At 70.1% G+C, this 11655-nt stretch carries 13 protein-coding genes; 11 read left to right on the forward strand and 2 right to left on the reverse strand.

The genetic code is table 11. From position 1 onward, the window contains the following. The first annotated feature begins 16 nt into the window (after positions 1-16). The 6 genes from ABZ721_RS27835 (at position 17) to ABZ721_RS27860 (ending at position 3952) form a co-directional block, all read left to right on the forward strand. Positions 17-916 carry a DUF5936 domain-containing protein gene (locus ABZ721_RS27835; protein WP_358791479.1) on the forward strand — a complete coding sequence of 300 codons (900 nt, stop codon included), beginning with the start codon at positions 17-19 and terminating at the stop codon, positions 914-916. A gap of 305 nt (positions 917-1221) precedes the next feature. Next, the gene (locus ABZ721_RS27840) at positions 1222-1407 is read left to right on the forward strand and encodes a hypothetical protein (protein ID WP_358791463.1); all 186 of its coding nucleotides are present in this window, start codon (positions 1222-1224) and stop codon (positions 1405-1407) included. Positions 1408-1457: 50 nt separating this feature from the next. Then, positions 1458-1985: a pilus assembly protein TadG-related protein gene (locus tag ABZ721_RS27845; RefSeq protein WP_358791464.1), complete on the forward strand. Its 528-nt coding sequence runs from the start codon at positions 1458-1460 to the stop codon at positions 1983-1985. A 34-nt stretch (positions 1986-2019) separates the two neighbouring features. Beyond that, positions 2020-2613: a hypothetical protein gene (locus tag ABZ721_RS27850; RefSeq protein WP_358791465.1), complete on the forward strand. Its 594-nt coding sequence runs from the start codon at positions 2020-2022 to the stop codon at positions 2611-2613. 42 nt (positions 2614-2655) lie between these two features. Further along, a complete protein-coding gene (locus ABZ721_RS27855; protein WP_358791480.1) occupies positions 2656-3264 on the forward strand; it encodes an OmpA family protein in 609 nt (202 codons plus the stop codon). 214 nt (positions 3265-3478) lie between these two features. Next, entirely contained in the window at positions 3479-3952 is a 474-nt protein-coding gene (locus ABZ721_RS27860) for a hypothetical protein (protein WP_358791466.1), read from the forward strand. A 60-nt stretch (positions 3953-4012) separates the two neighbouring features. Here the strand turns inward: ABZ721_RS27860 and ABZ721_RS27865 are convergent, their stop codons facing one another. Next, complete coding sequence (locus ABZ721_RS27865) at positions 4013-4408, reverse strand: DUF192 domain-containing protein (RefSeq protein ID WP_358791467.1); 396 nt, start codon at positions 4406-4408, stop codon at positions 4013-4015. 75 nt (positions 4409-4483) lie between these two features. Here ABZ721_RS27865 and ABZ721_RS27870 point away from each other — a divergent pair, with 75 nt between their 5' ends. Then, positions 4484-5191, forward strand: coding sequence for an A24 family peptidase (locus tag ABZ721_RS27870; RefSeq protein ID WP_358791468.1), 708 nt, complete (start codon positions 4484-4486; stop codon positions 5189-5191). 43 nt (positions 5192-5234) lie between these two features. Here ABZ721_RS27870 and mgrA read toward each other — a convergent pair whose 3' ends face one another. Then, entirely contained in the window at positions 5235-6278 is a 1044-nt protein-coding gene (mgrA, locus tag ABZ721_RS27875; protein WP_358791469.1) for an L-glyceraldehyde 3-phosphate reductase, read from the reverse strand. A gap of 127 nt (positions 6279-6405) precedes the next feature. On the opposite strand from mgrA, the gene ABZ721_RS27880 reads away from it, so the two are divergent. From ABZ721_RS27880 to ABZ721_RS27895, 4 genes are all read left to right on the forward strand, one after another. After that, the gene (locus ABZ721_RS27880) at positions 6406-7167 is read left to right on the forward strand and encodes an isoprenyl transferase (RefSeq protein WP_358791470.1); all 762 of its coding nucleotides are present in this window, start codon (positions 6406-6408) and stop codon (positions 7165-7167) included. Between the two features lie 381 nt (positions 7168-7548). Then, positions 7549-8868, forward strand: coding sequence for a PhoH family protein (locus tag ABZ721_RS27885; RefSeq protein WP_358791471.1), 1320 nt, complete (start codon positions 7549-7551; stop codon positions 8866-8868). A gap of 425 nt (positions 8869-9293) precedes the next feature. Further along, the gene (locus ABZ721_RS27890; RefSeq protein WP_358791472.1) at positions 9294-9974 is read left to right on the forward strand and encodes a transglycosylase SLT domain-containing protein; all 681 of its coding nucleotides are present in this window, start codon (positions 9294-9296) and stop codon (positions 9972-9974) included. Between the two features lie 232 nt (positions 9975-10206). Continuing rightward, entirely contained in the window at positions 10207-11568 is a 1362-nt protein-coding gene (locus tag ABZ721_RS27895) for an AI-2E family transporter (protein ID WP_358791473.1), read from the forward strand. The last annotated feature ends 87 nt before the right edge of the window (positions 11569-11655 follow it).

The following is an 11655-nucleotide window of genomic DNA, read 5'->3' on the forward strand; positions in this document are numbered from 1 at the left end:
GAGGGGGTGGTTGCTGATGCTGCTGATCGGTCTGGCCCTGGCCGCCGCCATGGCGCTGTGCGCGGTGGGCGTCGTCCACGCGGTGGCCCTCCTGCGCTCCGACGCCAAACTCCCCGACGACCTGATGCTGGCCCTGGAAGTAGGCCGCACCCGCACCACCCGCACCGGCAACGCCGTCGACCAGCTCGGCATGCGCTGGTCCCCGATGGTGATGCGCTGGATGGGCCCCACCCGCGTAGCGAAGATGCGCATGAGGATCGACCACGCGGGCCACCCCCACGGGTTGACGGTGGAACGGTACGCGGCGCGGAGGGCGGTCTATGGGGCGCTGGGGGGGCTGGCGGCGCTGGTCCTGGTGACCAAGGGGCACTGGGTACTGGCCCTGGTGCTGGCCGGCTACGCCTGGGGCTGGGCAGATCTGGGGATCTGGCTCGCCGTTCGCAAACGCCGCGACGATATTGAGCGCACGCTCCCCGACTTCCTGGACGTACTGGCGGTGGTGGTGAGCGCGGGACTCGGCTTCCGACAGGCCCTGGAGCGCGTCAACACCGTCTACAAAGGCCCGTGGTCGGACGAGATCCGCATCGCGCTACGGCAGATGGATGTCGGGGTAAGTCGCCGCGACGCTTTCGATCAATTGCGGAGTCGAAATCGAAGTGAGCAGGTAAGCCAGTTCGTGAGCACTTTGCAGCAAGGCGAAGAGCTGGGCGCACCGATCGCCCGGACCCTGCTGCAGATTGCTCAGGACATGCGCAGAACCGAAGCCCAGAACGCCCGCCGTCGCGCGGCGAGGGCAGTACCCAAAGCCACTGGCGTGATCACCACGCTCCTCGTGCCCGCCACCATGATCCTGCTGCTCACCGGCACGATCATGGGTTCCCAGATCAACTTCAACCAGATCATGGGGAATGGGTGATTCCGCACATGTGTCATGTACGGAACCGCCATATTGGATGCGCCAGTTGGCGCGTAAAGGGATGCGGTTGCACGGGGTTCGGGTGTACCTTTGCAGACGCAACCATATTTGCACCTGCAATCGAGAACGGATCACTACGGACCGGACTGGTGAGAGGCGGTGCGCCGTGATGGGTGGCGTCGAAGTCTGCGGTCGTAGTGAGCGTGAAAACGAGGGATCGGTCGTCGCATCGGGCACGGCCGACGTTCGTCAGGTGACAAAGGATGGGGCGATCAGACATGAGCAGGTGGGCAGTAAAGCGGCTCGTGGCCACGCAGATCTGGATGCGCGAGAAGGCGACGGACCGAGGGCAGACGTCGTTCGAGTACCTCGGCATCGCGGTTGTGATCGCAGTGATTATCGGCGCGTTGGCGACGACGGACATCGGAACCACGATCCGTACGGCCATCATCAACGCGATCGGGAAGATCGCGGGCGGCAACGGCAAGTAAGGAGCCGCGGCCACGACGAGGGGCAGACCTTCGGCATCTACATCGTTGCCGTGGCGGCTCTGTTCTTCCTGGCGTTCGCGTTCTTCGCGGTGGGCCAGGCGTCCACCAAGCGCAATGGTGCCCAGACCGCCGCTGACGCGGCGGCTCTGGCCGCCGCGCGCGAGACGCGTGACGAGGTGAAGGAGTCCTTCGGGGACGCCCTGATCGCGGGGGACCTGGTGAAGCTGGGCCAGTTGCTCGAAGGCTTGGGCATGCACAGGGGTCTCTGCACCGACGCGCAAGCCTTTGCGGCGAAGAACGACGCCGCCGCCACCTGCGTGTCCTCGGGAGAGCTGCCCGGTTCGACCGTCACGGTCATCACCAATGGGACCGTGGGCAAGTCGGTGATCGACGGCACGGAGGGCATCCACGCAAAGGCAACCGCCACGGGGGTCGTTGAGGCGCGTTGCGTCGTGGACGGCAAGGATGGAAAGGCCGTCAAGTTCAAGTGCAACGGGGAGGATCTCAGCGTCGACGCGACGGAGAGCGGATTCGTCCTGGATCTGTCGATGTTCTTCACTGTGCACCTCAGCGCATGATGGCCCAGCGAGCGATGATCGGGGAGCAATGGGAATGCAACGCAGCACGGTAGGCCGCCGGGCGGCGGTGGCGGTGGCTCTCGCGGCCGGCGTCGCCTTGACACTGGCCGGCTGCGGCGGAGGGGGAGACGGCAAACCCTCTGACAACAAGGCTTCGACCAAGTCCGCGGCTCCCTCGGGGGGCTCCTCGTCCGGCGGCAGCTCGGCCACCCCGTCACCCGAGAGCACCCAGGTGCTCGCGCAGATCAAGGGTGAGAAGAACATCGTCGTGACCATCAACTCGGCCGTTCGGGACACGGGAGGATTCGTCACCGTCTCGGGCACGGTCACCAACAACGGCGACGAGGTGTTCACGGCCGGGAGTTGGCAGGGACCCGAGGTGGCCCTCGTCTCCTCCGGGTCCTCCGTTGCCGGAGCGGTGCTTGTCGATCAAGTGGGCAAGAAGCGGTACTACGTGCTTCGGGACACGGAGGGGAAGTGTCTCTGCACAATGGGGCTCAACCTGATCCAGCCCAAGGAGACCCGTCCTATCTTCGCCCAGTTCCCCGCCCCGCCCACCTCCACCACCTCCGTGGAATTCCAACTGCCCACCATGCCGCCCGCCAAGATTCAGATTTCGGAGGGGTGATCGGTCGTGGAGCGAACCAAGCGGCGTGCTGCCGGTGTGGTGATGGTCGTGGTTGCGGTGGTCTCGGTGGGGGTCGGGGGGACTGCTGTTGCTGATGGGGGGCCTTCGCCTTCTACCGCGGCGCCTTCGGCGCCTGTGAAGGTCGATCCGACCTCGCCGCGGCTCAAGTTGCCCGAGGGGGCGACCCTCGCTCCGGCGAAGGTGCTGGACATCGTGGCCGTCACGGACCAGTCGTCGACCAAGGCGAGCCAGCCGGAGCAGCGGCACGAGGAGTCCAACACCTCGATCACGTACGCCCTGCAGGCGGACGTGCTGTTCGGCAAGGACAGTGCCGCGCTGTCGCCGGCCGCGACATCGCGGATCAAGGCCATCGCGGGGGACATCAACGCGAAGAAGGTCTCGTCACCCATCCGGGTCTTCGGGTTCACCGACGACCTGGGCAGTGAGGAGCACGGTGACGTGCTGTCGAAGCAGCGCGCCGACGCCGTCTACGGGGTGCTGTCCAGCGCGCTCGGCTCCGCGGGTGGCACGACCCACAGTTTCCAGGTGCGCGGGTACGGCGAGGACTATCCCATTGCGGATAATTCCACCGAAGTCGGGCGCCGACAGAACCGCCGGGTGGAGATTACGTTCACTCCGTCCGCCGCGTGAGGTACTGAGCACCCGCTTATAAGCGGTACGGTGTAACTCCCCCCCTCGGGCCGGTTCGCTCTCCCCCCCTGCGAACCGGCCCGTTTTTTGTTGCCCGCGTCCGGGCGTCCGACGGGGCCTCAGGATCGGCAGCCGCCCGTCGCGTTGGTGACCGGCGGCCTTCGCGCGGCGCGCTGGCCGGCTGTGTACCGCACGGTGACCCTAGATTGGCGCCATGTGGACAAAAGGGATTAATTGCCTCCTCGCGCTCGGTGTGGCCGGTGCCGTCGGCGGGCTCGCCGGGTGTTCCGTCGGGGCCGGTGCGCCCGAGGGGTGGAAGGTGATGCGGGGCGGCTCGGTGGTCGTCGCCCATCCGAAGGTCTGGGAGGAGCTGCATCCCACCGGCGTCGGCGCGCAGGCCTCCGCCGTGCTCCGCGGCGAGGGCGGCCGTCCCGTCGGCGAGATCACGGTGTGGCCGGGCGGCGCCACCCGGCCCGGCGTCCGCCCCCGGGCCATGACGATCGGCGGCCGTCCGGCGGCGCAGGTGGGGTACGTGGAGCGGACGGCGGACGGCGGCAGGAACCGGGTCGCCGAGGTCACCACGACCGACAGCCGCGGCCGCCCCGTGCTCGTCCGCGTGATCGGGCCCGACGTCGACGGCTGGCCCACCGAACTGCGGAAGATCGTCAACAGCATCGACGTCGACTGACGTGTACCGAGGTGTACCGACGCGTACTGACGCGTCAGCCTGCCTGGTCGGCCTGCCGGGTCAGCTCTCCTCGATCTCCACCCGCACCCCCCGGCGCACCCCCCAGCGCTCCATCGCGCCCGCCTCCGCCTCCAGCACGTGCCGCGCGCGCAGCCGCGGCCGCCCCAGGCGGCCGGGGGGCATGGTGCGCACCGCCAGGACGCGGAGGCGGCGGTCCAGGTAGGCGACGTCGATCGCGAAGCGCATCCGGACGGTGTGCACGCTCGTCGCGGGCGTGAGCAGCAGCGCTCCGTCCAGCCCGTCCCGTCCGAGCAGGCCGCGGGTCCTGGCCCGGTAGGACGCCGCTACCTCCAGGGGGATGGGCGGAGGCCCGTCCACAGCCCCCTCCGGAAGCACCTCCGGCGGCGTGACGCGCAGCGTGGCCCCGCCGTCCCGCCAGCGACCCGTCCGACCCATCCGACCAGCACCTCCGTGTAGCCTCGGCCCCCGAAGCCACCCACCCCGCAGGGCCCGCGCCCGGGAGGACACCGGATGTCTGTCTACCTCACCGCGGTCGCCGCCGTCTGGGGAATCGCGGCGGGTCTCGCCCTGCCGCGCGCCGCCCACCGGCTCGCGGTCCCCTCCGGGGAGCCGGTGCGCGCGGACGGCGAGGACGGTCGGCCCTACCCCGGCGGCCCGCGCGGCTGGATCGGCGGCACGGGGGCGGCGCAGCGGCCCTACGGCACCGTGCTGCTCTGCGTGACGGCCTGCGCCGCGCTCGCCGCGCTCGTCGGGGCGCGTCCCGAACTGGTCGTCTGGCTGCTGCTCGTGCCGCTCGGCGTGCTGCTGGCCCGGATCGACCTGGCCGTCTTCCGGCTGCCCGACGTGCTGACGCTCCCCGCGACGGCCGCCACGGCCGCCCTGCTGGGCGCCGCGGCCCTGTTCCCGGGGCACGAGGGCTCCTGGCCGCGGGCGTTGCTCGGCGGGGTGGTGCTGGGGGCCGTCTACTTCCTGCTGTTCCTCATCAACCCGGCCGGCATGGGCTTCGGCGACGTGAAGCTCGCCCCGACGCTCGGCCTCGCCCTCGGCTGGTACGGCTGGCCGACGCTCTTCGCGGGCACCTTCGCGGGCTTCGTCCTCGGCGCGGTCGCCGGGCTCGTCCTGCTGGCCACCCGCCGGGCGAACCGCAAGACGCCCCTGCCCTTCGGGCCGTTCATGCTGATCGGGGCGCTGGGCGGGGTGCTGCTGGCGGCCGTCTGACCGTCGGCGGCACCCCGTCCCCAGCACCCCCACTCAACAAGGCTTACGCCTCGCTGCTCACCGACCAGAGGTTCACGCCCTCCGGCTCCACCGCGTACTTGTCGATCTCCGCCAGCTCCTCCGTCGTGAGCTTCGGCGCGCCCACCGCCGCCACGTTGGCCTCCAGCTGCTGGACCGACGAGGCGCCGATGAGCGCCGACGTGACGCGCTCGTCACGCAGCACCCAGCTCAGCGCCAGCTGGGCGAGGGACTGGCCGCGGCTCTGCGCGATGTCGTTGAGGGCCCGCAGCCGCGTGACCGTCTCGTCGTTGACCAGGCCCGGGTCGAGGGACTTGCCCTGCGCCGCGCGGGAGTCGTCGGGGATGCCGCCGAGGTACTTGTCCGTCAGCAGGCCCTGGGCGAGCGGCACGAAGCCGATGCAGCCCATGCCCTCCTCCTCGAGGACGTCGAGGAGGCCGTCGTCCTCGATCCAGCGGTTGATCATCGAGTACGAGGGCTGGTGGATGAGCGCCGGGACGCCCATCTCCCGCAGGATGCGGGCCGCCTCGCGGGTGCGCTCGGGGCTGTACGAGGAGATGCCGACGTAGAGCGCCTTGCCCTGCTGGACGGCGGAGGCCAGGGCGCCCATCGTCTCCTCGAGCGGGGTCTCCGGGTCGAAGCGGTGCGAGTAGAAGATGTCGACGTAGTCGAGGCCCATGCGGGACAGCGACTGGTCGAGCGAGGCGAGCAGGTACTTGCGGGAACCGGCGTCGCCGTACGGGCCCGGCCACATGTCCCAGCCGGCCTTGCTGGAGATGACCAGCTCGTCGCGGTACGGGCGGAAGTCCTGGGCCAGGATCGTCCCGAAGTTGGACTCGGCGGCGCCGTAGGGCGGGCCGTAGTTGTTGGCCAGGTCGAAGTGGGTGACGCCCAGGTCGAAGGCGCGGCGCAGGATCGCGCGCTGCGAGTCGAGGGTGCGGTCGTCACCGAAGTTGTGCCACAGGCCCAGCGAGATGGCGGGGAGTTTGAGGCCGCTGCGGCCGGTGCGGCGGTACTCCATGGAGTCGTAGCGCTCGTCGGCGGCGCGGTAGAGGGAACGGTTATTCATGGGCCCTCCCTATCACGCCTCCGGGCTGCGTGATCAGAAGCGGAAGCCGGGCACCCGGTTCGTGCGCCCGCCGTCGCGCGCAGTACTGTGGCGATCGGGTGACGAGCGCTGGAGGGGCTGGTACGCGATGAATCTGCGCGACCTGGTGTACGGGCTGTATGCCCGCCGAGTGGAGCACCGCCTCGACCTGGCGCAGGGCCCCAAGCACATCGGCGTGATCCTGGACGGCAACCGGCGCTGGGCGAAGGCCGCGGGCGGTACGACGGAGCAGGGCCACCGGGCCGGCGCCGACAAGATCGCCGAGATGCTGGGCTGGTGCGAGGAGACCGGGGTCAAGGTCGTCACCCTCTGGCTGCTGTCCACCGACAACCTGGACCGTCCCGCCGAGGAGCTCGTCCCGCTGCTGGGCATCATCGAGGGCGCCGTGAGCGGGCTGGCAGAGACCGGCCGCTGGCGCGTCCACCACGTCGGCACGATGGACATGCTGCCCGCGCGCACCCAGTCGGTGCTGAAGGAGGCCGAGCAGGCCACCAGCGCCGTCGAGGGCATCCTGGTGAACGTCGCGGTCGGCTACGGCGGCCGCCAGGAGATCGCGGACGCCGTCCGCTCGCTGCTGCACGAGCACGCGGGGCGCGGCACGTCGATCGAGGACCTCGCCGAGCTGCTGGACGTCGAGCACATCGCCGAGCACCTCTACACGCGCGGCCAGCCCGACCCGGACCTCGTCATCCGCACCAGCGGCGAGCAGCGGCTGTCCGGCTTCATGCTCTGGCAGAGCGCCCACTCCGAGTACTACTTCTGCGAAGTCTTCTGGCCGGCCTTCCGCAAGGTCGACTTCCTGCGCGCGCTGCGCGACTACGCGGCGCGCCACCGCCGCTACGGCTCGTAGCCGGACCGGTAGTCACCCTGGGGGCGCCGCCCCCACCACGTTCGGCCGACGCCGGACGCCGCGTCCCGCCGGCCCCGGACGGCTTCTCCGTAGCCTCCTTCGGCCATCTGCCGCAGCACCTTCCGTTCATCTGCCGCAGTTTTTTCGGGCCTGCGCCCGGATTGATGGCACAGCTGTCATATGCAGTCGCATAGGCAACCCCTTTCGAGGGCATACACCGGTCAACAGCGGACGGCACCCAGGTTCGTCCGCCCGGGAGGCCCTTTGCCCACGGACGTGCCGTTCACGGAGGGCCGCGGACTGGCCCACGCGCCCGGTCCCGGCCCAGTACAGCGCGACGTTGTCGCACCCCGACCTCTGCCCGAGGGGGTTCGTCCACACGTGGTGAAAAGCAAGAATCGCCGGGAGCACGACCGGCGCACTTACGTTCTCGACACCAGCGTCCTGCTCGCCGACCCCAACGCCCTCACCCGATTCGAAGAGCACGAGGTCGTGCTCCCGGTGGTGGTGGTCACGGAGTTGGAGGCCAAGCGGGCCCACCCCGAGCTCGGCTACTTCGCCCGTCAGGCGTTGCGGCTGCTCGACGACTTCCGGATCAAGTACGGGCGTCTCGACGCCCCGATCCCGATCGGCGAGCTGGGTGGCACGCTCCGCGTCGAACTGAATCACTCGGACCCAGGGGTGCTCCCCGTCGGGTTCCGGCTGGGTGACAACGACTCGCGCATTCTGGCGGTCGCCCGCAACCTCCAGGCCGAGGGGTACGACGTCACGGTCGTCTCCAAGGACCTGCCGCTGCGGGTGAAAGCCTCCTCCGTCGGCCTGCTGGCCGAGGAGTACCGGGCCGAACTGGCGATCACGTCGGGCTGGACCGGTATGGAGGAGCTGCTGGTCGACGCGGAGGAGGTGGACAGGCTCTACGCGGAGGACGTCATCGTCCTGCCCGAGGTGGGCGACCTGCCCGTGCACACCGGACTGGTCCTCCAGTCCGAGCGCGGCAAGGCGCTCGGCCGGGTGACCGAGGACGGCCGGGTGCGGCTGGTGCGCGGCGACCGGGAGGCCTTCGGGCTGCACGGCCGCAGCGCCGAACAGCGGGTCGCTCTCGACCTGCTGCTCGACCCGGACGTGGGGATCGTGTCGCTGGGCGGACGGGCCGGCACCGGCAAGTCGGCGCTGGCGCTGTGCGCGGGCCTGGAGGCCGTGCTGGAGCGTCAGCAGCACCGCAAGGTGATGGTCTTCCGGCCGCTGTACGCGGTCGGCGGACAGGAGCTGGGCTACCTGCCGGGCAGCGAGTCGGAGAAGATGAGCCCCTGGGCTCAGGCCGTCTTCGACACCCTGTCCGCGGTGACGTCGAAGGAGGTCATCGAGGAGGTCGTGGCGCGGGGCATGCTCGAGGTGCTGCCGCTCACCCACATCCGCGGCCGGTCGCTCCACGACGCGTTCGTGATCGTGGACGAGGCCCAGTCGCTCGAACGGAACGTCCTGCTGACCGTTCTGTCGCGGATCGGTGCCGGATCGCGGGTCGTTCTGACCCATGACGTGGCACAGCGGGACAACCTGCGGGTCGGCCGGTACGACGGTGTGGTGGCCGTCGTCGAGAAGCTCAAGGGCCACCCGCTCTTCGCGCACATCACCCTGAACCGGTCCGAACGCTCCCCGATCGCCGCATTGGTGACGGAACTGCTGGAGGACAACGGGTCATAATCGGGACATAACCGGGCCATGTCCCGGTAACCGAGCGCGAGTTGAGGCTGCTGCGCCCCCAAGGGGCGCAGCAGCCTAGCGTTGTGGGGGGCCCGACGCCGAGGGTTTTCGGACAAGAGGCGATGTGACCTTTGCCACGCAACCGAAAATTGCTTGACGGCGTTCCCTTCCCGCTAGGGTGTGACGCTGTCAGGCCCCGCTTACGGCACACCCACACCCCCAGCGGCGTGGAACCCCAGAACTGAACAGCTTTGCCGCCGTAAGCCGCCCGAGCACCACGCGGAATCCCGTGAGGGACCCGCATCGGGCCCGTGCCCCCGTGACCAGTCGGACCGCTCGCGGTCCGGAACAAGGGGAGGCCAGCGTTCAGGGGCACGATTTCGTCCGCGAGGTCACCACGCGGACGGTGCTGGAAGGACAACCGTGTGAGCCGGATCTCGGTCCGGGGATTCGCAGTGGCCTCGGCCACCGCAGTCACCACCGTGGGCGCCGTAGTCGGCGTCGCAGCAGGCGCTGACCAGGGCTCCAACCAGCCTGTCGAGGCCGCAGGCGCGACGACCGTACTCGCGGACATACCTGCTGGCCAGCAGGCTTCTCTGACGCAGCAGGCGCAGGCACAGTCCGACGCCGCGCAGGCGACGGCGAAGAAGGCCGCTGAGGACAGTGCGCGCCAGCAGGCGGCCAAGGACGCCTCCGCCAAGAAGAAGGCCGCCGACGAAGCGGCCGCCAAGGCGAAGGAAGCCCGCGAGCTCGAGGCGAAGGCGGCCGCGAGCCGTTCCGCCGAGCGCGCGACGTTCGCGGTCAAGAGCTCGTACTCCACGGCCGAGGTCAAGGCCATGGCGCTGCAGATCGTCGGCTCCAGCCAGTTCCAGTGCTTCTCCAACATCGTGGAGCACGAGAGCGGCTGGGACTACACGGCGACGAACCCGTCCTCGGGCGCGTACGGACTCGTGCAGTCGTACCCCGGCAACAAGATGGCCTCGGTCGGCGCGGACTGGCGGACCAATCCGGCCACGCAGATCAAGTGGGGCCTCAACTACATGAACAGCCGCTACGACAGCCCGTGCGGTGCCTGGTCCTACTGGCAGCAGCACCACTCGTACTAGGCCGGCAGGCCCGTACGCAGCAGCGCGGTACCTGGCGAGCTTCACGCGTGCCCCCCGACCTCCGCCGGTCGGGGGGCATTCGTGTGTTCATCGCCCGCTCACGGGGCAGGCGGCCGGAGAGGCAACCCCGGACACGGGTAACGTCGTCCTCCTCACCGGTGCCGAAGCCGGTACCGGTGCTGGAACAAAGGGGCAGGGGAACGCGATGTCGGAAAAGCGCCATTGGAGTGCGATGGCTGCCTCCAAGTTGGCCAAGCTCGCCGACCGCCTCGATGAACGACGGGCCGAGGTGACGGCCGAGCAGGACGAGCAGCCCGACGACCTGCCGCCGAAGGGCGGATCCAGGGCGCGGGCGGACGGCCGGCAGGAGGGCGGGACGGGCGCGGAGCCGCGGCCCGCGACCACGGCCGTGGCCGCGCGCAGGTCGCAGGCGCCGGTCCGCGCGCTGCCCGACCCGCTCGCCGTCGTGCCGTGGAGCATGCGGGTCGGCGCCGAGGTGGCCTGGCGGCTGCTGGTACTGGCCGGCACCGTCTGGGTGCTGATGCGGATCATCGGCGCCATACAGCTGGTCGTCCTCTCCTTCGTCGCCGCCCTCCTGATCACCGCCCTGCTGCAGCCCGTCGTCGCCCGACTCAAGCGGGCCGGCGTCCCGCGCGGCCTCGCCACCGGCATCACCTTCATCGGCGGCTTCGTCGTGATGGGCCTGGTCGGCTGGTTCGTGGTGTGGCAGGTGATGGACAACGTCGACGACCTGTCCACCAAGCTCACCGACGGCGTCGCCGAGATGAAGCGCTGGCTGCTCAACAGCCCGTTCCATGTCACCGAGGACCAGATCAACCAGATCGCCAAGAACCTCACCGACACCATCAGCACCAACACCAAGGCCGTCACCGACGCCGGACTCCAGGGCGTCACCGTCATCGTCGAGCTGCTCACCGGCGTGCTGCTGGCGATGTTCAGCACGCTCTTCCTGCTCTACGACGGCCGCAACATCTGGAACTGGACCCTCAAGCTGTTCCCCGCCGCCGCCCGCGACGGCCTGGCGGGCGCCGGGCCGCGCGCCTGGCGGACGCTGACGCTCTACGTGCGCGGCACGGTGATAGTGGCCCTCATCGACGCCGTCTTCATCGGCGTCGGCATCTGGTTCCTGAACGTGCCGATGGCGGTGCCGCTGGCCGTCGTCATCTTCGTCGCCGCCTTCGTCCCGCTGGTCGGCGCCGTCGCCTCCGGCGCGCTGGCGATGGTCGTCGCGCTCGTGACCGAGGGGCCGTTCACCGCCCTGATGGTGCTCATCGTGGTGCTCGCGGTCCAGCAGATCGAGGGCCACATCCTGCAGCCGTTCATCCTCGGCCGCGCCGTCCGCGTCCACCCGCTGGCCGTGGTGCTCTCCGTCGCCGCCGGCTCGCTGATCGCCGGCATCGGCGGCGCCGTCGTCGCGGTCCCGCTGGTCGCCGTGACGAACACCGTCGTCGGCTACCTCCGCACCCACTCGCGGGAGGTGGCCGAGGCCGCCGAGGCGGCTGAGGCGGATCCGCGCGATCTCGCGGTCGACGGCACCCCGGTGCCGGCCGGCGGCCCGGCGGACGAGGTGTAGCGGCTCCCCGCACGTACGAAGGGCCCCCGACCGATGGTCGGGGGCCCGGGGGAGGGGGGGGGGGGGGCGGGGGGGCCCCCCGCGGCC

The sequence above is a fragment of the Streptomyces sp. NPDC006733 genome (genome assembly GCF_040636125.1).
Lineage (GTDB): Bacteria > Actinomycetota > Actinomycetes > Streptomycetales > Streptomycetaceae > Actinacidiphila.

Bases quoted from the DNA above. Each gene is read 5' to 3' on its own strand.
- ABZ721_RS27880 (WP_358791470.1), top strand. From the start codon at position 6,406: ATGAATCTGCGCGACCTGGTGTACGGGCTGTATGCCCGCCGAGTGGAG.
- ABZ721_RS27850 (WP_358791465.1), top strand. From the start codon at position 2,020: ATGCAACGCAGCACGGTAGGCCGCCGGGCGGCGGTGGCGGTGGCTCTC.
- ABZ721_RS27855 (WP_358791480.1), top strand. From the start codon at position 2,656: ATGGTCGTGGTTGCGGTGGTCTCGGTGGGGGTCGGGGGGACTGCTGTT.
- mgrA (WP_358791469.1), bottom strand. From the start codon at position 6,278: ATGAATAACCGTTCCCTCTACCGCGCCGCCGACGAGCGCTACGACTCC.
- ABZ721_RS27835 (WP_358791479.1), top strand. From the start codon at position 17: ATGCTGCTGATCGGTCTGGCCCTGGCCGCCGCCATGGCGCTGTGCGCG.
- ABZ721_RS27860 (WP_358791466.1), top strand. From the start codon at position 3,479: ATGTGGACAAAAGGGATTAATTGCCTCCTCGCGCTCGGTGTGGCCGGT.
- ABZ721_RS27865 (WP_358791467.1), bottom strand. From the start codon at position 4,408: ATGGGTCGGACGGGTCGCTGGCGGGACGGCGGGGCCACGCTGCGCGTC.
- ABZ721_RS27870 (WP_358791468.1), top strand. From the start codon at position 4,484: ATGTCTGTCTACCTCACCGCGGTCGCCGCCGTCTGGGGAATCGCGGCG.
- ABZ721_RS27895 (WP_358791473.1), top strand. From the start codon at position 10,207: ATGGCTGCCTCCAAGTTGGCCAAGCTCGCCGACCGCCTCGATGAACGA.